11 protein-coding genes and 4 pseudogenes are annotated in these 23,543 nt (G+C 39.8%); 13 read left to right on the forward strand and 2 right to left on the reverse strand.

The annotated features are described in order from the left end of the window. Positions 1–11: 11 nt before the first annotated feature. The 10 genes and pseudogenes from D8787_RS00460 to D8787_RS00515 form a co-directional block, all read left to right on the forward strand. Positions 12–1,043 carry a 3-deoxy-7-phosphoheptulonate synthase gene (locus tag D8787_RS00460; protein WP_125420053.1) on the forward strand — a complete coding sequence of 344 codons (1,032 nt, stop codon included), beginning with the start codon at positions 12–14 and terminating at the stop codon, positions 1,041–1,043. Between the two features lies 1 nt (position 1,044). Further along, entirely contained in the window at positions 1,045–2,076 is a 1,032-nt protein-coding gene (locus D8787_RS00465) for a 3-deoxy-7-phosphoheptulonate synthase (RefSeq protein ID WP_125420055.1), read from the forward strand. 44 nt (positions 2,077–2,120) lie between these two features. Beyond that, on the forward strand, positions 2,121–2,483 hold the full coding sequence (gene acpS / locus D8787_RS00470) for a holo-ACP synthase (protein WP_061759278.1): 363 nt from the start codon (positions 2,121–2,123) through the stop codon (positions 2,481–2,483). Then, positions 2,473–3,576, forward strand: a complete 1,104-nt coding sequence (alr, locus tag D8787_RS00475) for an alanine racemase (RefSeq protein ID WP_125420057.1) — start codon at positions 2,473–2,475, stop codon at positions 3,574–3,576. The genes acpS and alr overlap by 11 nt, the downstream gene beginning before the upstream one ends. A gap of 18 nt (positions 3,577–3,594) precedes the next feature. Beyond that, positions 3,595–5,610 (forward strand): ATP-dependent DNA helicase RecG, encoded by a 2,016-nt coding sequence (gene recG / locus D8787_RS00480; protein WP_125420059.1) that lies wholly within the window; start codon positions 3,595–3,597, stop codon positions 5,608–5,610. A gap of 426 nt (positions 5,611–6,036) precedes the next feature. Next, a complete protein-coding gene (locus tag D8787_RS00490) occupies positions 6,037–7,017 on the forward strand; it encodes an acetylxylan esterase (RefSeq protein ID WP_125420061.1) in 981 nt (326 codons plus the stop codon). A 328-nt stretch (positions 7,018–7,345) separates the two neighbouring features. Further along, a complete protein-coding gene (locus D8787_RS00495) occupies positions 7,346–11,206 on the forward strand; it encodes an SIALI-17 repeat-containing surface protein (RefSeq protein ID WP_125420063.1) in 3,861 nt (1,286 codons plus the stop codon). 89 nt (positions 11,207–11,295) lie between these two features. After that, positions 11,296–12,108: pseudogene (locus D8787_RS00500) on the forward strand (acetylxylan esterase); the annotation flags it as partial. 564 nt (positions 12,109–12,672) lie between these two features. Next, the gene (locus tag D8787_RS00510) at positions 12,673–16,185 is read left to right on the forward strand and encodes an SIALI-17 repeat-containing surface protein (RefSeq protein ID WP_125420065.1); all 3,513 of its coding nucleotides are present in this window, start codon (positions 12,673–12,675) and stop codon (positions 16,183–16,185) included. 520 nt (positions 16,186–16,705) lie between these two features. Beyond that, a pseudogene (locus tag D8787_RS00515) lies at positions 16,706–19,156 on the forward strand (sialidase domain-containing protein); the annotation flags it as partial. A 50-nt stretch (positions 19,157–19,206) separates the two neighbouring features. Here D8787_RS00515 and D8787_RS00520 read toward each other — a convergent pair. Beyond that, positions 19,207–19,381 (reverse strand): annotated as a pseudogene (locus tag D8787_RS00520) (IS30 family transposase); the annotation flags it as partial. Between the two features lie 204 nt (positions 19,382–19,585). Further along, positions 19,586–20,056, reverse strand: a pseudogene (locus D8787_RS11755) (helix-turn-helix domain-containing protein); the annotation flags it as partial. Between the two features lie 318 nt (positions 20,057–20,374). Here D8787_RS11755 and D8787_RS00530 point away from each other — a divergent pair. From D8787_RS00530 to D8787_RS00540, 3 genes are all read left to right on the forward strand, one after another. Further along, on the forward strand, positions 20,375–21,073 hold the full coding sequence (locus D8787_RS00530) for an N-acetylmannosamine-6-phosphate 2-epimerase (RefSeq protein ID WP_001135682.1): 699 nt from the start codon (positions 20,375–20,377) through the stop codon (positions 21,071–21,073). Between the two features lie 117 nt (positions 21,074–21,190). Next, positions 21,191–22,519 (forward strand): ABC transporter substrate-binding protein, encoded by a 1,329-nt coding sequence (locus D8787_RS00535; protein ID WP_125420071.1) that lies wholly within the window; start codon positions 21,191–21,193, stop codon positions 22,517–22,519. A 155-nt stretch (positions 22,520–22,674) separates the two neighbouring features. Then, positions 22,675–23,541 carry a carbohydrate ABC transporter permease gene (locus tag D8787_RS00540; RefSeq protein WP_161681757.1) on the forward strand — a complete coding sequence of 289 codons (867 nt, stop codon included), beginning with the start codon at positions 22,675–22,677 and terminating at the stop codon, positions 23,539–23,541. Positions 23,542–23,543 lie beyond the last annotated feature (2 nt).

The following is a 23,543-nucleotide window of genomic DNA, read 5'->3' on the forward strand; positions in this document are numbered from 1 at the left end:
GGAGATGAGTTATGGTATTTACAGCAAAAAGTCCTAAAATTAATATTGAAGAAGTTTGTGCCTTATCAAAATTAGAAGGCCAAGCTTTGGAGAGAAAATCACAGCGCGATCAAGAGCTAGAAGCCATTATACGTGGAGAAGACCAACGGATTCTCTTGGTAATCGGTCCATGCTCATCTGACAATGAAGAAGCTGTCCTTGAGTACGCTAAGCGTTTGGCAGCTTTGCAAGAAGAAGTGGCAGACCGTATCTTTATGGTTATGCGTGTTTATACTGCCAAACCTCGTACCAACGGAGATGGCTATAAGGGATTGATTCACCAGCCTAACACGGCAGAAGCGCCTAGTCTTATCAACGGAATCAAAGCTGTTCGCCATCTTCACTATCGTGTCATCACGGAAACAGGTATGACGACAGCTGATGAAATGCTTTATCCTGAAAATCTTCCTCTTGTGGATGATCTGATTTCTTACATGGCGGTTGGTGCCCGTTCGGTTGAAGACCAGCAACACCGCTTTGTAGCAAGTGGAGCAGATTTTGCGACTGGTTTTAAAAATCCAACTTCAGGAAATCTCAATGTCATGTTTAATGGGATTTATGCTGCTCAAAACAAACAAAGTTTCCTTTTCCTAGGAAAAGAAGTGGAAACAACTGGAAACCCGCTTTCGCACGCCATTCTCCGTGGAGCGACCAATGAGTATGGTAAGAATATTCCCAACTACTACTATGATAATTTGATGGATACTATTGCCCAGTATGAGAAAATGGGCTTGGAAAATCCTTTTATCATCGTCGATACCAATCATGACAACTCTGGTAAGCAATACATGGACCAGATTCGAATTGTCCGCCAGACCTTGATTAACCGTGATTGGAATGAAAAAATTAAGCAGTACGTTCGTGGCTTTATGATTGAGTCTTATCTAGAAGACGGCCGTCAAAACGAACCAGAAGTATTTGGCAAGTCTATCACGGACCCTTGCCTAGGCTGGGATAATACGGAAGCCCTTGTCAGAGAAATCTACCAAACGCTAGGAGAATAAGATGGCATTTATTGAAAAAGGTCAAGAAATCGATATTGAAGCAATCAAGGCGGAAACCCAATTGTCTGCGGAAGCTTTGCGATTAAAGGAACGTCGTGATAGAGAATTAGCAGATATCATTTCAGGAGAAGATGATAGAATTCTTTTGGTGATTGGTCCTTGTTCGTCTGACAATGAAGAGGCTGTCTTGGAATATGCCCGCCGTTTATCAGCCTTGCAGAAGAAGGTGGCGGACAAGATTTTCATGGTTATACGTGTTTATACAGCTAAACCTCGCACCAACGGAGACGGCTATAAAGGCTTGGTACACCAGCCAGATACTTCTAAGGCTCCAAGCCTGATTAACGGCTTGCAGGCTGTGCGCCAGTTGCACTACCGCGTGATTACAGAGACTGGTTTGACAACGGCAGACGAGATGCTTTATCCGTCAAATCTGGTCTTGGTAGATGATTTGGTCAGCTACCATGCTGTTGGGGCTCGTTCTGTGGAAGACCAAGAGCACCGTTTTGTGGCTTCAGGGATTGATGCCCCAGTCGGGATGAAAAATCCAACCTCTGGAAATCTGGGTGTCATGTTTAATGGCATCTATGCCGCTCAGAACAAACAGACCTTCCTCTTCCATGGTCAAGAAGTTGAGACTTCAGGAAATCCCTTGGCCCACGTTATCCTTCGTGGTGCAGTTAATGAATATGGGAAAAATGAGCCTAACTTTTACTATGAAACTTTGCTGAATGCCATTGAACGCTATGAAACCCTGGGACTTGAAAATCCTTTTATCCTCATTGATACCAACCATGATAACTCAGGCAAGCAATATATGGAGCAGATTCGAGTGGTTCGTAAGACCTTGCAGAATCGTGATTGGAATGAGAAGATTAAAAAGATAGTTCGAGGCTTTATGATTGAATCTTACCTAGCAGATGGTCGTCAAAACCAACCAGAGGTCTTTGGTTGCTCTATTACAGATCCTTGCTTGGGTTGGGAAAATACAGAGGCCTTGGTAGAAGAAATCTATGCTACCTTGACAAAATAAGTGAAAAGGATGGAGTTGGGGAATCTCAACTCCTTTTGATGAGAATGATAGTTGGACACGGAATTGACATCGAAGAATTGGCTTCGATAGAAAGCGCAGTTACACGACATGAAGGATTTGCTAAGCGCGTGCTGACCGCTAAGGAAATGGAACGGTTTAACAGTCTTAAAGGGCGCAGGCAAATAGAATATTTGGCTGGCCGCTGGTCGGCTAAGGAGGCCTTTTCCAAGGCTATGGGAACGGGTATTGGCAAGCTCGGTTTTCAGGATTTGGAAGTCTTGAACAATGAACGCGGGGCGCCTTATTTTAGTCAGGCACCATTTTTAGGAAGGATTTGGCTGTCTATCAGCCATACAGATCAGTTTGTGACAGCCAGTGTCATTTTGGAGGAAAATCATGAAAGCTAGTCCACATAGACCAACCAAGGCTCGGATTCATCTGGGAGCTATTCGACAAAATATTCAGCAAATGGGGGCTCATATACCTGAAGGAACGCTCAAGTGGGCTGTGGTCAAGGCCAATGCCTATGGACATGGGGCTGTTGCCGTTGCCAAGGCGATTCAAGATGATGTCGATGGCTTTTGCGTTTCCAATATCGATGAAGCTATTGAACTCAGACAAGCTGGACTCAGGAAGAAAATCCTTATTTTAGGAGTTTCTGAAATCGAAGCTGTTGCTCTTGCTAAAGAATATGACATTACCTTGACAGTGGCTGGGCTGGAGTGGATTCAAGCACTCTTAGTTAAGGAAGCTGATTTAGCTGGTTTGACAGTCCACCTCAAGATTGATTCAGGAATGGGACGGATTGGTTTTAGAGAAGCAAGTGAGGCTGAGCAGGCTCAAGACTTGCTCAGACAACATGGTGCTCGTGTTGAAGGGATTTTTACCCACTTTGCTACTGCAGATGAAGCATCAGATACCTATTTTAATGCCCAGTTGAAACGGTTTAAAACCATTTTGGAAAGTATGAAAGGTCTTCCAAACTTGGTTCATGCTAGTAATTCTGCAACGACTCTTTGGCATGCAGAGACTATTTTCAATGCGGTTCGTATGGGAGATGCCATGTATGGCCTGAATCCTAGTGGAGAGGTCTTGGACTTGCCCTATGATTTGACACCAGCCTTGACCTTGGAGTCCGCTCTAGTCCATGTCAAGACAGTTCCAGCTGGAGCTTGCATGGGCTACGGAGCCACCTATCAGGCGGATAGCGAGCAAGCCATCGCGACCGTGCCAATCGGCTATGCGGATGGTTGGACACGTGACATGCAGAATTTCTCCGTCTTGGTAGATGGGCAATCTTGCCCAATCGTCGGCAGGGTTTCGATGGACCAAATCACCATTCGTCTGCCTAAGCTTTATCCCTTAGGAACAAAGGTAACCTTAATTGGTTCTAACGGGGACAAGGAAATCACAGCTACTCAGGTAGCGACCTACCGTGGGACTATTAACTACGAGGTGGTTTGTCTCCTCAGCGATCGCATTCCGAGAGAATATGATTAAAGAAGAAAGGAGTGGAGCATGAATCTACATCAACCCTTGCATGTCTTACCTGGTGTGGGACCAAAGTCAGCAGAAAAATACGCCAAACTAGGAATTGAAAACTTGCAAGACCTCTTGCTCTACTTTCCTTTCCGTTATGAAGATTTCAAGACCAAGCAAGTATTGGAACTAGAAGACGGAGAAAAGGCGGTTCTTTCTGGTCAAGTTGTGACTCCTGCCAGTGTCCAGTATTATGGTTTCAAGCGCAATCGCCTGCGTTTTAGCCTCAAGCAGGGAGAAGTCGTTTTTGCGGTGAATTTTTTTAACCAGCCCTATCTGGCTGATAAGATAGAGTTGGGAGCGACCCTTGCTGTATTTGGAAAATGGGACCGTGCCAAGGCTAGTCTGACAGGGATGAAGGTCCTGGCTCAGGTGGAAGATGACCTCCAACCTGTCTATCGCTTGGCTCAAGGAATCAGTCAGGCCAGTCTGGTCAAGGTTATCAAGACAGCCTTTGATCAGGGACTGGATTTCTTGATTGAGGAAAATCTTCCCCAGTCCTTGCTGGACAAATACAAACTCATGTCCCGTTGTCAGGCCGTTCGTGCTATGCATTTCCCCAAGGATTTGGCAGAATACAAGCAGGCCCTTCGCCGTATCAAGTTTGAGGAACTCTTTTATTTCCAAATGCAATTGCAGACCCTCAAGTCTGAAAATAGAGTTCAGGGAAGCGGTTTGGTTCTGAATTGGTCTCAGGAAAAAGTGACGGCTGTTAAAGAAAGTCTGCCTTTTGCCCTGACCCCAGCTCAGGAAAAGAGTTTGCAGGAAATTTTAACTGACATGAAGTCGGATCACCACATGAATCGTCTCCTACAAGGGGATGTGGGGAGCGGAAAAACGGTGGTCGCTGGCTTGGCCATGTTTGCGGCGGTGACAGCTGGTTATCAGGCTGCCCTCATGGTACCGACAGAAATCCTTGCAGAGCAACATTTTGAGAGTTTACAGAACCTTTTTCCAGACTTGAAATTAGCTCTTTTGACAGGTTCCTTGAAGTCGGCAGAAAAAAGAGAAGTCTTGGACACCATTGCCAAGGGTGAGGCTGATTTGATTATCGGAACCCACGCTCTGATACAAGATGGGGTGGATTATGCTCGTCTTGGTTTGATTATCATCGATGAGCAGCACCGTTTTGGCGTGGGGCAAAGGCGTATTTTACGGGAAAAAGGAGACAATCCAGATGTACTCATGATGACGGCGACTCCTATCCCACGGACGCTTGCTATCACAGCCTTTGGCGATATGGATGTTTCCATTATCGACCAGATGCCTGCGGGTCGGAAACCCATTGTGACACGTTGGATCAAGCATGAGCAACTAGCTCAGGTCTTGACTTGGTTAGAGGGGGAAATCCAAAAAGGTTCTCAAGCCTATGTCATCTCTCCCTTGATTGAAGAATCAGAGGCTCTGGATTTGAAAAATGCCATTGCCTTATCAGAGGAGCTGACGGCTCATTTTGCTGGTAAGGCAGAGGTGGCTCTTTTACATGGTAAAATGAAGAGTGACGAAAAAGACCAGATTATGCAGGATTTCAAAGAGAGAAAGACGGATATTCTGGTTTCGACGACAGTTATCGAGGTTGGGGTCAATGTTCCTAATGCCACGGTCATGATTATCATGGATGCCGATCGCTTCGGGCTTAGCCAGCTTCACCAGCTCAGAGGTCGTGTTGGTCGGGGGGACAAGCAATCCTATGCTGTTCTCGTTGCTAATCCCAAGACTGATTCTGGGAAAGACCGCATGCGCATCATGACAGAAACCACTAATGGATTTGTCCTTGCGGAGGAAGATCTGAAAATGCGCGGATCGGGTGAGATTTTTGGAACCAGACAGTCAGGTCTCCCAGAGTTCCAAGTAGCTAATATTATCGAAGATTTTCCGATTTTAGAAGAAGCCAGAAAAGTTGCTAGCTACATTAGTTCTATTGAAGGCTGGCAAGAGGATCCAGAGTGGCGCATGATTGCCCTTCATTTGGAAAAGAAAGAACATCTAGATTGAGCTTTCTCTAAGGAAATCTTATACTCAATGAAAATCAAAGAGCAAACTAGGAAGCTAGCCGCAAGCTGTACTTGAGTACGGTAAGGCGACGCTGACGTGGTTTGAAGAGATTTTCGAAGAGTATTAAGCTAGCTTTCAGGTTTGCCCTTTATACTAGAGTCATCAAAAAGAAACGAGGACTCTCACATGACAGTAACGATTAAAGTGAATTACCAAACCACTTTCCAAAAGAAAGAAGCAAAAAACTAAGATTGAATAGGAGAATAAAGGGCGGAAATGCTCTTTTTTCGTTTCTAAAACTACTTTCAGTCCATCAACCCAAAAATAGAGAATCTAAAATCTCTTTCTATTTACCCTTCTTTCTTGCATTGATTTCTTATATGTGCTACAGTTGTGATAGCGATCACAAAATAAAAGGAGCATATTATGAAAAATCCAGCTTTGTTAGAAGAAATCAAGACTTATAGAGGACGGGACGAGGTTCCAGAAGACTTTGATGCTTTCTGGGATGAAGAAGTGAAAAAAGTTTCCAATCTTCCAGCCTATCAGTTGGAGGAAAGAAATTTCCACATTCCTCAAGTCAAGTGCTATGAATTAACCTTTGAAGGAAGCAATAAAGGTAAGGTCTATGCGCGCGTCGTTCTTCCAAAGAGTGAGGAAAAAGTTCCTCTAATCTTCCATTTCCATGGTTATATGGGACGTGGCTGGGACTGGACCGACATGTTGGCATTCACCGTAGCTGGTTACGGCGTTGTTTCCATGGATGTGCGGGGGCAGTCGGGCTATTCACAAGACGGCTTGCGTTCTCCTATAGGAAATACAGTTAAAGGACATATCATCCGTGGGGCTGTGGAAGGTCGGGAACACCTTTTCTATAAGGATGTTTATCTGGATATTTACCAGTTGATTGAGATTATGGCCAGCCTACCTCAGGTGGATGAGAAGCGACTTTCTAGCTATGGTGCCTCACAAGGAGGGGCTTTAGCTTTGGTTGCAGCAGCACTCAATCCTCGGATTCAGAAAACAGTTGCCATCTATCCCTTCTTGTCAGACTTTAGACGAGTGCTTGAGATTGGTAATACTAGCGAGGCTTACGACGAACTTTTCCGTTATTTCAAGTTTCACGACCCCTTCCATGAAACTGAGGAGGAAATCATGGAGACCCTTGCCTATATCGATGTGAAAAATCTTGCCCATCGTATCAAGGGTGAGGTTAAGATGATTACGGGCTTGGACGATGATGTTTGCTATCCTATTACCCAGTTTGCGATTTACAACCGTCTCACCTGCGATAAAGCCTATCGCATCATGCCTGAGTATGCCCATGAAGCCATGAATGTTTTTGTCAATGATCAAGTCTACAATTGGCTATGTGGTAGTGAGATTCCTTTTAAGTATGTGAAGTGATGAATGAGAGAGTCTAGTAGCTCTCTTTTTGTTATAAATGTTGAAAGTACTTTTAAAAATATTAAAATATTAAAATATTGCTGAAAGTAAAATCTATTCTATGGCAAGCTCAAGATAAATCTATGACTTTATTATATAATAAAGAAAAAGTGTCTAGGAAAGGAGTGAAAGAGCTACTGTTTGGATTGTAGCTAGCTAAATGTTGAAAGAGAGAAGGAGAGCAGCTCTCGTTTATTAATTGCTTTCTTGTGTCTTCCTATGATGGGGAGTAAAAATTTTAAAGCAAAAAGAAAGCGCTTTATTTTTTGTGAAATTGAAAGGTAGAAAGATGAATCAAAAGAATTTTGATAGAAAACAAAGATATGGCATTCGTAAATTTGCAGTGGGTGTAGCTTCTGTAACTATTGGTGCAGTAGTGTTTGGAGTAAATCCTGTATTGGCAAATGAACAAGGAAATTCAACTGTAACTGCTGCTGAAAATAATAATCAAGGTTTATCAGAATTACCAAAAGAAGTTTCTTCAGGAAGTCTTGCTCATTTAGATAGTGAACTAGCTGGAAAACTGGCTACAGCGAAAGACAATGGTGTGGAAGTTGATCAGGATAAGTTAAAGAAAAATGAGACTACTGAAGCAGAGACGACAACTCCAACAAATGCGACAACTCCAACAAATAAACCTGCAGCTGAAAATACACCAGCTCCTGCTGATAAACCAGAAACAGATTCTGCAACTACAGAAGCAAGTAACAAGGATCAAGATAAAGAAGAAGAGGGCATGATTCCTCGAGATTATTATGCTAGAGAGTTAAAAAATGTCAACACTGTAGTAGAAAAAGAAGATGTAGAAACTAATCCTTCAAACGGTCAAAGAGTTGATATGAAAGAGGAACTCGATAAGCTTAAAAAACTTCAAAATGCGACCATTCATATGGAGTTTAAGCCAGATGCATCTGCTCCACGTTTTTACAACCTTTTCTCAGTTTCTAGTGATACCAAAGTAAATGAGTATTTCACTATGGCCATCCTTGATAACACAGCTATCGTTGAAGGTCGTGATGCAAATGGAAACCAATTCTATGGTGATTATAAAACTGCTCCTTTGAAAATTAAGCCAGGTGAGTGGAACTCTGTAACCTTCACAGTTGAAAGACCAAATGCAGACCAACCAAAAGGTCAAGTTCGTGTCTATGTAAATGGTGTCTTGTCGCGCACAAGTCCTCAGTCTGGTCGTTTCATCCAAGACATGCCAGATGTCAACCATGTGCAAATCGGTACAACAAAGCGTACAGGCAAAAACTTCTGGGGCGCTAATCTTAAAGTCCGTAATCTAACTGTTTATGATCGTGCTCTTTCTCCAGAAGAAGTTAAAAAACGTAGCCAACTTTTTGAAAGAGGAGAGTTGGAAAAGAAACTTCCTGAAGGAGCAGAAGTAACTGCTAAACTGGATGTTTTTGAAGGTGGGGAGAACCGCAAGCCGAATAAAGATGGTATTGCAAGCTACCGTATTCCAGCCCTACTTAAAACTGATAAGGGAACTCTGATTGCTGGAACTGATGAAAGACGCTTGCATCACTCTGACTGGGGTGACATCGGTATGGTTGTTCGTCGTAGTGATGATAAGGGGAAAACTTGGGGAAATAGAATTGTTATCTCAAATCCTCGTGATAATGAGAAGGCTAGGAATCCAGAATGGCCATCACCAGTCAACATTGACATGGCCCTAGTTCAAGATCCAAAGACGAAGCGAATCTTTGCCATCTATGATATGTTCCTTGAAGGTAAGGCTGTATTTTCTCTTCCAGGAAAAGCACCACAAGCTTATGAGCAAATTGGTGACAAGGTTTACCAAATCTTGTACAAACAAGGTGATGCAGGACGTTATACAATTCGTGAAAATGGTGAAGTTTTCGATCCTGAAAATAGAAAAACAGAATATCGAGTTGTAGTGGATCCTAAGAAGCCAGCATACAGTGATAAGGGTGACCTTTACAAAGGTGAAGAACTTATCGGTAATATCTACTTTGAGTATAGTGACAAGAATATCTTTAGGGTTTCAAATACCAACTATCTCTGGATGTCTTATAGTGATGACGATGGTAAAACTTGGTCTGCACCAAAAGATATAACATACGGCATTCGTAAGGATTGGATGCATTTCTTAGGTACTGGCCCTGGTACAGGTATTGCCTTGCATTCAGGGCCTCATAAAGGGCGTTTGGTCATCCCTGCCTACACGACAAACAACGTATCCTACCTAAGTGGATCCCAGTCTTCACGCGTCATTTATTCAGATGACCATGGTGAAACTTGGCACGCTGGTGAAGCGGTCAATGATAACCGTCCGGTAGGTAACCAAACAATTCACTCTTCAACCATGAATAATCCAGGTGCTCAAAATACGGAGTCAACCGTAGTTCAGTTAAATAATGGAGATCTCAAACTCTTCATGCGTGGATTGACAGGTGATCTTCAAGTTGCTACAAGTAAAGATGGTGGAGCAACTTGGGAAAAAGATGTGAAGCGCTATGCAGATGTCAAAGATGTCTACGTTCAAATGTCTGCTATTCACACTGTGCAAAATGGTAAGGAATATATCATCCTCAGTAACGCAGGTGGACCAGGACGTTACAATGGTTTAGTCCATTTGGCACGTGTAGAAGAAAATGGAGAGCTGACTTGGCTTAAGCATAACCCTATTCAAAGTGGTAAATTTGCTTATAATTCCTTGCAAGATCTTGGAAATGGTGAATTTGGTTTGCTTTATGAGCATGCAGATAACAACCAAAACGAATATACCCTGTCTTATAAGAAATTCAATTGGGATTTCTTAAGTAAGGATATGGTTTCTCCAACCGAAGCAAGAGTTACACATGCAGTTCATATGGGGCAAGGTATTATTGCCATGGAATTTGATTCAGAAGTATTGGTCAATCAAGCACCAACTTTACAACTTGCAAATGGTAAGACAGCTACGTTTATGACGCAGTATGATACCAAGACTCTGTTGTTTACAGTAGATCCTGAGGATATTGGTCAAAAAGTTACAGGATTAGCAGAAGGCGCTATCGAAAGTATGCATAATTTACCTGTTTCAGTAGTTGGTTCTAAGATTTCTCATGGTATAAATGGAAGTGAAGTTGCGACAAATGAAGTTCCAGAATTTACAGGTGGAGTTAGTAGCGAGGAGGCTGCAGTAAGTGAAGAAACTCCTGAATATACTGGCACCTTAGCAACAGTAGGAAAAGAGCCAGCACCAACAGTAGAAAAGCTAGACTTCACAGGCGGAGTAAAAGGCGAGTCTCTCGTTACAGAACTTCCAGAATATGAAGGTCTTGTATCTACAGTAGGTGAAGAATCAGCACCAATAGTAGAGTACCCTGAGTTTACAGGCGGAGTTAATTCAGTACTTGCTCTTCTTGAGGAAAAAGAGGATTATCGGGGCGGAGTAAATGCAGTAGTTAGTGCAGTTCATGATATAGAAGATTACACAGGATCATTAGCTGCAGCAGGAGATTCAGTAGTGAAATCCACTGATAAGCAAGTAGAGAATGGAGAAAGTAAAAATGAAGCAAACTCTAATCAAGTTATCTCAGGTCTTGCTCGTTCACAACGTATTTTCAAAAATGAAGCAGGAAGTGTTCAAGTTCAAGCTTCAGATGAAGTTTTGAAAAATGTTAAAACTGTACAAATAGAGGAAGTAAAAGTTAGCGGTTTCGATTCATTAAACTATAAAGCATTTGATATCAAATTAAAAGATACAAATGGCAGATATGTTCAACCTGAAGGAAAAGTCCTTGTTACTTTTGCTACAGATCAGTCTGTAGAAAATGTTTACTATGTGGATCCAGAAGGAAATCTCCATCCTATTGAATTCACGCAAAAAAATGGAAAGATTATTTTTGAGACCAACCACTTTAGTATTTATGCTATGACTTTCCGACTTTCTATCGACAATTTAGCACTTGATAATCCTACAAAAGCTAAAAAAGAGGAGGAATTATCACTATCACCTAAATTGTTATCTACAAATGGAAACTCAGGATCTAAGCAATCAGAGAATAAAGTAAGTAATAATGAACAGTCCATGTTACCCAAAACAGGTGAAGCTTCTTCATTATTAACAATTTTATTTGGTTTCGTAGGAATGATTCTTGGAGCAATGATTTTTTACAATCGAAAAGACAGTTAATTTTGTTTATCGTGTCTGTTTGAACTTTTAGGTTCATATAAAATAAACCAGTCTAGAATCCTAAAAATGAGCTAGGATTTTAGGCTGGTATAACATTTGAGGTAAGCAAGGATGCAAAGGTCTATGCACGAGTCGTTCTTCCGAAGTGTGAGGATAAGGTTCCGCTAATCTTCCATTTCCATGGTTATATGGGACGTGGCTGGGACTGGACTGACATGCTAGCCTTCACTGTGGCTGGTTACGGTGTTGTTTCAATGGATGTGCGGGGCCAGTCAGGTTATTCGCAAGACGGCTTACGTTCTCCTATAGGAAATACAGTTAAAGGACATATCATCCGTGGGGCTGTGGAAGGTCGGGAACACCTTTTCTATAAGGATGTTTATCTGGATATTTACCAGTTGGTTGAGATTATGGCCAGCCTACCTCAGGTGGATGAGAAGCGTCTTTCTAGCTATGGTGCCTCGCAAGGAGGGGCTTTAGCTTTGGTTGCAGCAGCACTCAATCCTCGAATTCAGAAAACAGTTGCCATCTATCCCTTCTTGTCAGACTTTAGACGAGTGCTTGAGATTGGCAATACCAGCGAGGCTTACGACGAACTGTTCCGTTATTTCAAGTTTCACGACCCCTTCCATGAAACTGAGGAGGAGATCATGGCGACCCTGGCCTATATCGATGTGAAAAATCTTGCTCATCGTATCAAGGGTGAGGTTAAGATGATTACGGGCTTGGACGACGATGTTTGCTACCCTATTACCCAGTTTGCGATTTACAACCGCCTGACTTGCGATAAGGCCTATCGCATCATGCCTGAGTATGCCCACGAAGCCATGAATGTTTTTGTCAACGACCAAGTCTACAATTGGCTATGTGGTAGTGAGATTCCTTTTAAGTATGTGAAGTGATGAATGAGAGAGTCTAGTAGCTCTCTTTTTGTATAGAGTCTAGTCAGCAAATATTCTAGTTCATATATACTTTGAAATTCATACTCTTCAAAAATCTCTTCAAACCACGTCAGCTTTATCTGCAACCTCAAAACAGTGTCTTGAGCAGCCTGCGGCTAGCTTCCTAGTTTGCTCTTTGATTTTTATTGAGTATGAGTTTTTTTCTGGGCTGTAGTGTCAAACAATTCATTTTCTATCTAGTTTGGTATAAGCTATTTCAATTCATTGGAAAGTGTCTGTGAAATGTGTTATAATTTATAAGAAAATATACAGTTTCGCTACAAATGAACATTTATATATAACTTTATGTATAACTTAGTTTTCTGATTAGGATAATATCTTATAAAAAACTATATTCTTGGAGATACAGTACTTAAACATCATTTGTAAAGTAGCAAAATAGTCTATGTCTATTTTTATTGTAAGAATCAAAGTAGAGAGTGTTATGCTAATGGAAACTGTAATATTTTATTTTTTAGAATATACTTGGATAAATTAACTTTGAAAGTTAAAGTGAGGTAATGTATGTTTGTATGTTTAAAGGGTTTAGGGAAATTTCGTAAATCCAAAGCTTATGGTTTGGTTGGTTGTTTGACACTATCCACAGTGATTGGCTTAGCTACACCAGGGTTACCAGTTATTGGTGGTGGGGTTGTTTCTGCTGATGTCATTCAAGGCGGTAGTGATATTCACGATGTGGACGTTCATAGTAAATCTGCAGAAGGTGTTGCTATGGCTTATACCACTTATGATAGTGGAACAAGTGGAAAACAAACGGCTTCTGGTAGTGGGGTATTTGTTGCACCAAATGTGATGGTGACAGTGGCGCATAACTACTATGATAAAAACAAAGAGGATAAGTCTGCGGTCTTACGTGGTGGAGAGTCTGCTCGTAGTTATGTTGTGATGAACTCAGAAACAGAGAAGAGTAACAAAGTACCCACATCAGGGGTATTCGAGTCTCTTGAAAAAGACTCTATTCATTTGTATGATGAGAAGAATTTTGGGAAAGACTATAGCAACGATTTAGCAGTAGTTATCACTAAAAAACCTGTCGAAGCTATGACAGGTGGTGAGGACTCTCCAAGAGAATTGAGCGATAAAGAGGTTTCTACGGGTGATAGCATCTCTATGGTCGGCTACCCTAATGACTTTTCAACTCCAAATTTAAGTAAAGAAAATAAAGCTCGATTGAAAGATGGTAAGGCTTATTCAGTCTCAACAACTGTGAGCAGTATCAATAAAGAGAGTGGTGCAGTCACTTATCATTCCTCAGCTTTAGGAGGTTTTTCAGGTGCTCCTTTGTTTAATGATAAGGGAGAGGTAGTCGGTATCCACCAGCACGGAACAAATACTTCAAACGCTCCGGAGAGTGAGCGTATTGGCGGTGGTACTATCTTTACGGAAAAGCACAGAGCTTGGATTCGTTCTATGATTGATAAATATGGTATAAAGGGTTGGTATATAGATGGTGCAAACCGTTACTACTATGATGAAAATCATATAGCTTTAAAAGATGTAGAGTCTGAGATTGACGGTGCTTTGTATAGTTTTGATGAAAAAGGTCGAGCTACTTTAGTAAAAGGTGAAGAAAAAGGTCGTGTTCTACTTCGAGTGGAAGATACTAAAGGAACTCCTTTGATTTCAGATAAGGTTGTTCAGGAAGGTCCTGTTGGAAGTGGTTTGAATTTTCATTTAAGACAAAATCCAGACTTCAAACAGTTAATAGCAACTTCTCCAACAGCTAAAGTGGTATCTTATAACGGAGTGCCAATTAACAAATTAGCAAGTCATACTACTTGGTCTGATGACTATGTCAGTAAGTTAGCTTTAGGAGATACAATTATAAGAGCGGTAGTAGATTCGGTAACTCCTCCATCTACGTCTTCTTCGGATTTTGCAAGAACTGAAGTTGGTAAAGTCGATTTGAGTGGTAAATCGAACTTACCTGTACCTAGTAAAGAGGTATTACAAGCTCCGAATGGTTCAGAGAATTTCTATGCTACAACGCACATTCAAACGCCAGATGGGTCGGGGTCAGGTACTTTAATTGCACCAAATTTGGTGTTAACAGTCGCTCATAATTTCTTAACAGTTAAAGGTTCTGAAGTAATTACTAAATCTGGTCGTACCAATACAGTGTATAAAGCAACTTTGCCGAATGGTAAGTCTGTGAATTTTTCAGATGATGATATTGTTTATTGGAATAAGAAAAATTCAGTATTTGGATTTAAAAATGACTTAGCCTTGGTTCGGTTAAAAGAAGCAGTAAAAGGAGTAACTCCTGTAGAGGTTGTAAAACAATCTTCGAAAGTTGCAGAGGGGGATTCAGTTTCGGTCTATGGTTTTCCAGATAACAAGCTAAGTCCAGTTTTAGATAGCAAAGTAGTAGGAACTACAGACTTCGGTTCTGGAATAGAGGGAATTAGCTATGGAGGTACGAAACCTGGAGCGTCTGGTGGTGGTCTTTATAATGATAAAGGTGCTTTAATTGGAGTTCACCAAAATGGTGTTGTAGGAAGTCGCAGTGGTGGTTTAGTTTTATCAAAAGAGCAGCTGGATTGGGTTCGTTCTTATATTGAGGGTCAACCAAAAGATCCTGTCTATGTGGAAGATAAAGAAGTGGAACCTTCTAAGAAGGATTCGGATAAGAATTTAGCTGGGAAATTAGATCCAAAAAAAGATAGTGGAAAAGAAGATTCAGGTATTTTAGGTACATCTGGTGACTTTGCAGCTCCGACAGTAGAGAATTATGACTTTACAGGCGGAGTTAACGGAGGCGAATCACTTGTTACAGAAGTTCCAGAGTATAGCGGTGTTCTATCCACATTAGGAGACACTCCAGTCCCTATAGTAGATAAACCAGAGTTTAGAGGTGGAGTCAATAGTGCGGATGCTGAGGTCTATCATCTTTCAGACTATACAGGTGGAGTGAACGGAGGAGACTCACTTGTTACAGAAGTTCCAGAGTATAGCGGTGTTCTATCCACATTAGGTGATTTTCCAGCTCCTACAGTAGCTAAGCCAGAGTTTAGAGGTGGGGTCAATGGTGCAGATGTTGAGGTCCATCACCTTCTAGACTTTGCAGGTGGAGTGAATGGAGGTGACACTCTTGTTGCAGAAGTTCCAGAGTACAGAGGCTTTCTATCTGCATTAGGTGATTTTCCAGCTTCTACCATAGCTAAGCCAGAGTTTAGAGGTGGGGTCAATGGTTCAGATGCTGAGATCCATTACCTTCCAGATTTCGCAGGAGGAGTGAACGGAGGTGAATCTCATATACTAGAAATGCCAGAGTATAAGGGTTTATTGGCAATAGTAGAAGAATCGGCCCCAACAGTTGAAAAACAGAACTTCACAGGCGGAGTGCATGTGGTAGCAAGTCCTATGCATGATAACAATAGAGATAGTAAGAATGAAGCAACAATGAAACAAGTTATCACAAGAATTGCTAGTTCACAACGTATTTTCAAAAATGAAGCAGGAAGTGTGCAAATTCAAGCTTCAGAAGAAGTATTGGAAAATGTGATAGGTGTTCAAATTCAAGAAGTTCAAGTTAGTGATCTAAGTTCATTAAACTATAAAGCATTTGATATTCAATTGAAGGATACAGCTGCTAGGACTGTTCAGCCTAATGGAAAAGTTCTAGTTACTTTTGCTATGGATCAGTCTGTTGAGAATGTTTATGCTGTAGATCCAGAAGGAAACCTATACACTATTGAATTCGAACAAAAAGATGGAAAGATTATTTTTGAGATTAGCAATTCTAGTATTTATGCGATGACTTTCCGATTCTCTATCGACAATCCACCATTTAAAAATTCTACAAAAGATAAAAAAGCAGAGGAGATTGCTCCATCATCTAAATTGTTATCTACAAATGAAAACTCTGAATCTAATCGATTAGAGAATAAAGTAAGTAATAATGAACAGTCTAAGTTACCAAATACAGGTGAGACTTCTTCATTACTAACAATCTTATTTGGTTTTGTGGGAACGATCCTTGGAGTAATGATTACTTATAAACGAAAAGATAGTTAATTTGTCTTCAGTTGTTCTTTGAACTTTTATGTTCATATAAAGTAAACCAGTCGCTATGCGAGTGAGCGTCGAAGATTATACTCAAAAAATTCCAAACGCGATACAGTAAAGTTGTTCAAGCTAATTATAAAGCGAAAAGAGAAAAATATGGAACAAAAGGCTCAGGGGTTATCGTTTACACTCTTTATTGAAGGAGAAAGTCTAGTCCTGACTTAATGACATTGGAGAATATATTATTTCTCTTTTTGTTATAGAAGTTGAAAGTACTTTTAAAGAAGATAGAAGTATACAAATATTTCTGAAAATAGAATCTGTTATATATTAATATAGAAAAAGTATATTGTTTTATTGTATAATAAAGAGAAATCTAGATTTTTAGAAAATAAAATAATTACTTTTAGAGAGTCATAGATTAATCAAGAATAAGCAATCGTATTAGTTGAATTGCTTTCCAGTGCTAACTTTTTAACTAATTCAAAAATTTTAAAAAAGCGCTTAGCAAAAGCGTCGGAGGAGTTATATGAATCAGAGTTTTATTAATCGTAAAAACCGATATGGTATTAGAAAATTTACTATCGGAGTTGCTTCTATAGTTATCGGCTCGGTCTTGTCTGGTATTTCACCAGTATTAGCACAAGAAACCACTACTAATATTGATGTAAATAAGGTTGAAACTACTTTAGAAAGTAGAACATCTGTATCAGAACCTATACTAAAAGTAGATTCTGGTAAATTAGCTTCAACAATTGTTCATGGAGTTGAAATTAAAAAGGAAAGTCTGAAAGAAGAAGTGCCAATTAATCAAGGGGGAAATTCTAGAAATTTTCCAGTAGAATCAAATGCAGGAAGAGGAGAAAAACCAGAGAATCTTTCAGGAAAAACTAGAAGTGCAGATGACGTTGTGCTGCCTCCACATGATTACTTTGCTAGAGATTTGAAGAATGTTGAAACAGTGTTTGAAAAAGAAGACCTTGCTACAAATGCTGAAAATGGGCAAAGGGTTGACTTGATAGAAGCGTTAGATAAGTTGAAACATCTTCGAAATGCGACTATTCATATGGAGTTTAAACCAGATGCCAATGCTCCGCAATTCTATAATCTTTTCTCTGTATCAAGTGATAAGAAAAGGAACGAATATTTCAGTATGTTTGTTAATAAAGGTACTGCAATGGTAGAGGCTCGCGGAACTGATGGAAGTCATTTTTACGGAAGTTTCTCAGATGCACCACTTAAAGTAAAACCTGGACAATGGAATTCAGTTACTTTCACGGTGGAAAGACCGAAAGCAGATCAACCAAATGGACAAGTTCGTTTATATGTCAATGGAGTTTTATCTGGAACAAATATAAAATCTGGTCGTTTTATTCAAGATATGCCAGATGTTAATCAGGTTCAGATTGGAACCACTAGAAGAGCAAACCAAACAATGTGGGGATCAAATCTTAGGATTCGTAATCTGACCGTATATGATCGTGCATTAACGTCTGAAGAAGTAGGAAAACGCAGTCAATTATTTAAAGTAGCGGATTTAGAAGTGAAATCATCGGAAAGTGCAAAAATTACAGAGAAGAAGGAAGTTTTTGTAAGTGGTGTAAATGGTGGGTTGAATAAAGATGGAATTAATACTTACCGAATTCCAGCACTGCTAAAAACAGATAAAGGCACATTAATTGCCGGAGCGGATGAAAGACGTTTACAATTCTCAGATTNGGGAGATATTGGTATGGTAGTTCGTCGAAGTCAGGACGGAGGAGAGACGTGGGGAGATAGAATAACAATTTCTAATCTTCGTGATAATCCAGATGCCAAAGACAAAACTGCTCCGTCGCCATTAAATATTGATATGGTTTTGGTTCAAGATCCAACAACCAAACGAATTTTTTCAGTTTATGATATGTTCCCAGAAGGAAAAGCAGTATTCGGTATGCCTGCTAAACCTGAAAAAGCATACGAGCGTATAGGGGATAAAACTTATCAAATTTTATATAAAACAGGCGAAAAAGGATATTATACAATTCGTGAAAATGGTGAAGTTTATAATTCTAAAAATCAAAAAACAGATTATCATGTTGTAGTAAATCCCAAAAAACTAGGATATAGCGACAAAGGTGATTTGTATAAAGGGAAGGATTTAATTGGTAATGTTTACTTTGCACAAAGTACGAAAAATCCTTTTAGAGTTGCAAATACTAGCTATTTATGGATGTCTTATAGTGATGATGATGGTAAAACATGGTCTGCACCGAAAGATATCACACCAGGGATTCGACAAGATTGGATGAAATTCCTTGGAACAGGTCCTGGAACAGGTATTGTATTACGTACAGGTGCGCATAAGGGGCGGATATTAGTACCTGCTTACACCACAAACAATATTTCGCATTTAGGTGGCTCTCAATCTTCTCGTTTGATTTACTCAGATGATCATGGAGTAACTTGGCATGCTGGAGAAGCCCCAAATGATAATCGACATGTTGGAAATAGTGTCATCCACTCGTCTAATATGAATAATAGCGGCGCTCAAAATACAGAATCAACTGTTCTTCAATTAAATAATGGTGATGTCAAACTCTTTATGCGTGGCTTGACTGGAGATCTTCAGGTTGCTACTAGTAAAGATGGTGGAGTGACTTGGGAGAAAACAATAAAACGTTATCCAGAAGTAAAAGATGCCTATGTGCAAATGTCAGCTATTCATACTATGCACGATGGGAAAGAGTATATTATTCTTAGCAATGCTGCTGGACCAGGACGCGAACGAAAAGATGGTCTAGTTCACTTGGCACGTGTTGAGAAAAATGGCGAGTTAACTTGGCTGAAGCATAATCTAATTCAAGGTGGGGAATTTGCATATAATTCATTACAAGACTTAGGTGGCGGAGAATACGGAATTTTATATGAACATAGCGAGAATAGTCAAAATCGCTATACGATTTTTTATAAGAAATTTAATTGGAACTTCTTGAGTAAATAAAAGCTAATTATAGGCATAAGAAAACATATCTGTGTTAGACTTGTCGTTCAAATACAAACGCTAAATTTTAAGTTAGTTAGCAAAAAAATTTCTGGGTGACTTGTAGTTCAAGCATTTTTTATGATAGTTGTTAATCCAATTTTCGATGAATGCGACTTCTTTAGGAGTCGTTTTCTTAGTTTCTTTAGGTAACTATTTATGAATGACCTTATTGTGATTTTCAATAGTTTTATACTCAATTATTTTCAAAAAGCAACCTTATCCATTGTCTGCTGACAGTGGACTTTAAAACGCTTACTTAAGGTCTCGAATGTAGATTTTATAGTTGATTGAAGTTAGAATAGTGCGTCGTGACTGCTAAAACATTTCTAGAAATTAATTTGACTTTCCTAATCGATTTGTTCATATTTTATTTCAATCTACTATATTTTTAGACGTCTCAATTGTCTGAGCGTCTGCCTTCTTGGGATGTTCAGGTCGAGGGGTGACTGTTCTCCAACCATGGCGTTTCAGGAGATAATAGAAACCATCACGTGTGGAAGTGCGACCAATTTCTTTTTGATAGGCTTCAAATAACTGATTGACAGTTACAAATTTCCCAGCCTGAGCAGCTTCTATATGACGTTTTAGAAATGCTTGTTCTTCTTCGTAAGTCATATATTCTCGATGACGTCCACCACGGGTCTCTTGAAGAAGAGCTTCTAAACCAAACTCCTTATATTTTTTCAAATTCCTCCAAACAGTTGTTTTATTGCAACCTAGCAGATCCATGATTTCCTTATAACTCTTTTCTTTTGAGCGAAAATAAATAATCTGTAGACGTTTGTGATATTTGGCATACGATGAATCTCTTAGGAGTTGTTCAATTTTTTGTGTTTCTTCGTTTGTAAGTTTCATAACTACTATTATAAGATGTTTTTTGATTTTAGGCTAGTATTAGTTTATTTGGTTGTTTATATAATATATAAAATTGAAATATAAACAAATTGATTAGGGAATTTTAAAGTAATTTCTAGTAATGATTTAGAAACTATGATGTTCTATTCCAAATTCAATCTACTATACAGATATTTATGTTCTCTGAAACTACTTTCAGAAACAGCTGTTCTATAAAACACTTTTGAAACTGGAATCTATACTACTACAAAGCATTGAAAGCGCTTTAAAAATAGTATATAATTGTCTCATAAGAAAAAAGGAAAAGGAGGAAAAAGGATGCCACAGATTACTAAAGAAGCCTTGATTAATCAAATTAAAGATGGAATCATTGTTTCTTGTCAGGCCCTTCCTCACGAACCGCTTTATACAGAAGCGGGAGGAGTCATCCCCTTGCTGGTCAAAGCGGCTGAGCAAGGTGGAGCAGTCGGTATCCGAGCCAATAGTGTTCGTGATATCAAAGAAATAAAGGAGGTTACAAAACTTCCAATTATCGGGATTATCAAACGAGATTATCCACCTCAAGAACCCTTCATCACTGCTACTATGAAAGAAGTTGATGAACTAGCAGAACTAGATATTGAAGTGATTGCTCTAGACTGTACTAAACGCGAACGCTACGATGGTTTAGAGATTCAGGAGTTTATCCGTCAGGTTAAGGAAAAATATCCTAACCAGCTCTTGATGGCTGATACTAGTACCTTCGAAGAAGGGTTAGCAGCCGTAGAAGCAGGAATTGACTTCGTTGGAACAACCTTATCAGGCTACACATCTTACAGTCCAAAGGTAGACGGTCCAGATTTTGAACTAATCAAGAAGCTCTGTGATGCGGGTGTAGATGTTATCGCTGAAGGGAAAATTCATACACCAGAACAAGCCAAACAAATCCTAGGATATGGAGTACGAGGTATTGTTGTTGGTGGCGCTATTACTAGACCAAAAGAGATTACAGAACGCTTTGTTGCGGGTCTTAAATAACACAATCTCAAAACAGAGGAGAGTGGTGGAAGCGTCGGATAAAATGAAAACGTATACAGATGCAAACTTACTCATTATCCCATATGGATACGCTAATTAAAAAATAGGAGAATACAAATGAAATTTAGAAAACTAGCTTGTACAGTACTTGCGGGTGCTGCAGTTCTTGGTCTTGCAGCTTGTGGAAATTCTGGTGGAAGTAAAGATGCTGCAAAATCTGGTAGCGATAGCGGAAAAACAGAAATTACTTGGTGGGCATTCCCAGTCTTCACTCAAGAAAAAACTAGTGACGGTGTTGGAACTTATGAAAAATCTATCATCGCAGCCTTTGAAAAAGCAAACCCAGATGTTAAAGTGAAATTGGAAACTATCGACTTTAAGTCAGGTCCAGAAAAAATCACTACAGCTATCGAAGCAGGTACAGCGCCAGACGTCCTCTTTGACGCACCAGGACGTATCATCCAATACGGTAAAAATGGGAAATTGGCTGACTTGAACGACCTCTTTACAGACGACTTTGTTAAAGATGTTAACAATGAAAATATTGTAAAAGCAAGTAAAGCTGGCGATAAAGCTTACATGTATCCAATCAGTTCAGCACCATTCTACATGGCTATGAACAAGAAAATGTTGGAAGAAGCTGGAGTTGCGAACCTTGTAAAAGAAGGTTGGACAACAGACGACTTTGAAAAAGTATTGAAAGCACTCAAAGCTAAAGGCTATACACCAGGTTCATTGTTCAGTTCAGGTCAAGGGGGAGACCAAGGAACACGTGCCTTCATTTCAAACCTTTATGGTGCTTCTGTAACTGATAAAGATGTTACTAAGTATACAACTGATGATCCTAAATTCGTTAAAGGTCTTGAAAAAGCAGCTAGCTGGATTAAAGATGGTTTGTTGAACAATGGTTCACAATTTGATGGTGGAGCAGACATCCAAAACTTTGCTAACGGTCAAACATCATACACTACTCTTTGGGCACCAGCTCAAAATGGTATCCAAGCTAAACTATTGGAAGCAAGTAAAGTAGAAGTGGTAGAAGTACCATTCCCATCTGATTCTGGTAAACCAGCTCTTGAATACCTTGTAAACGGATTTGCAGTATTTAACAACAAAGATGACAAGAAAATTGCTGCTTCTAAGAAATTTGTTCAATTCATCGCTGATGATAAAGAATGGGGGCCAAAAGATGTTGTTCGTACAGGAGCATTCCCAGTTCGTACATCATTTGGTAAACTCTATGAAGACAAACGTATGGAAACAATCGGTGCTTGGACTAAGTACTACTCACCATACTACAATACAATTGATGGTTTTGCAGAAATGAGAACTCTATGGTTCCCAATGTTGCAATCAGTTTCAAATGGCGATCAAAAACCAGCTGATGCATTGAAAGCATTTACTGAAAAAGCAAACGAAACTATCAAAAAAGCTACTAAACAATAAACCCTAAACAGATTTTGTAGCCCCTTTTCCCTTTGCACACTTGTGTAAGAAAAGGGGGCTTTTATTTAAAAGGTAAATCATCATTCTCTTAGGAGATTATCAATAAAAAAGAAAAGGAAAGAGAGGTGCCTACAGTGAAAGTTAATAAAATTCGTATGAGAGAAACTATTATTTCTTATGCTTTCCTAGCGCCAGTTTTATTCTTCTTTGTTGTCTTTGTTTTAGCACCAATGATTATGGGCTTCATCACAAGTTTCTTTAACTATTCTATGACTAGTTTCCAATTTGTGGGCTTAGATAACTATATCCGTATGTTTAAAGATCCTGTCTTCACAAAATCTCTGATTAATACAGTTATTTTGGTTATTGGATCAGTTCCTGTGGTTGTTCTCTTCTCGCTCTTTGTAGCGTCACAGACCTACCATCAAAATGCTATCGCTAGATCCTTCTATCGTTTCGTATTCTTCCTTCCAGTTGTTACAGGTAGTGTTGCCGTAACAGTTGTATGGAAATGGATCTATGATCCACTATCAGGTATCTTGAACTTTGTTCTTAAATCAAGTCATATTATTTCTCAAAACATTTCATGGCTTGGTGATAAGCACTGGGCATTGATGGCGATTATGATTATCCTCTTGACAACTTCAGTTGGTCAACCGATCATCCTCTACATCGCTGCTATGGGAAATATCGATAATTCATTGGTTGAAGCAGCCCGCGTCGATGGTGCAACTGAGTTTCAAGTTTTCTGGAAGATTAAATGGCCAAGCCTTCTTCCAACAACTCTCTATATCGCAATCATCACAACAATCAACTCATTCCAATGTTTCGCCTTGATTCAGCTTTTGACATCAGGTGGTCCAAACTACTCTACAAGTACCTTGATGTACTACCTATACGAAAAAGCCTTCCAATTGACAGAGTATGGCTATGCCAACACAATCGGTGTCTTCTTGGCAGTTATGATTGCTATCGTAAGTTTTGTTCAATTTAAAGTACTCGGAAACGACGTAGAATACTAAAG

Origin of the sequence: Streptococcus mitis (assembly GCF_003944325.1) — a bacterium.
Classification (GTDB): Bacteria; Bacillota; Bacilli; order Lactobacillales; family Streptococcaceae; genus Streptococcus; species Streptococcus mitis_CW.

Excerpts from the sequence above, each read along its gene's own strand:
- D8787_RS00535 (WP_125420071.1), top strand. The coding sequence starts at position 21,191 with ATGAAATTTAGAAAACTAGCTTGTACAGTACTTGCGGGTGCTGCAGTT.
- D8787_RS00465 (WP_125420055.1), top strand. The coding sequence starts at position 1,045 with ATGGCATTTATTGAAAAAGGTCAAGAAATCGATATTGAAGCAATCAAG.
- recG (WP_125420059.1), top strand. The coding sequence starts at position 3,595 with ATGAATCTACATCAACCCTTGCATGTCTTACCTGGTGTGGGACCAAAG.
- D8787_RS00460 (WP_125420053.1), top strand. The coding sequence starts at position 12 with ATGGTATTTACAGCAAAAAGTCCTAAAATTAATATTGAAGAAGTTTGT.
- D8787_RS00495 (WP_125420063.1), top strand. The coding sequence starts at position 7,346 with ATGAATCAAAAGAATTTTGATAGAAAACAAAGATATGGCATTCGTAAA.
- D8787_RS00540 (WP_161681757.1), top strand. The coding sequence starts at position 22,675 with ATGAGAGAAACTATTATTTCTTATGCTTTCCTAGCGCCAGTTTTATTC.
- alr (WP_125420057.1), top strand. The coding sequence starts at position 2,473 with ATGAAAGCTAGTCCACATAGACCAACCAAGGCTCGGATTCATCTGGGA.
- D8787_RS00490 (WP_125420061.1), top strand. The coding sequence starts at position 6,037 with ATGAAAAATCCAGCTTTGTTAGAAGAAATCAAGACTTATAGAGGACGG.
- D8787_RS00510 (WP_125420065.1), top strand. The coding sequence starts at position 12,673 with ATGTTTGTATGTTTAAAGGGTTTAGGGAAATTTCGTAAATCCAAAGCT.
- acpS (WP_061759278.1), top strand. The coding sequence starts at position 2,121 with ATGATAGTTGGACACGGAATTGACATCGAAGAATTGGCTTCGATAGAA.
- D8787_RS00530 (WP_001135682.1), top strand. The coding sequence starts at position 20,375 with ATGCCACAGATTACTAAAGAAGCCTTGATTAATCAAATTAAAGATGGA.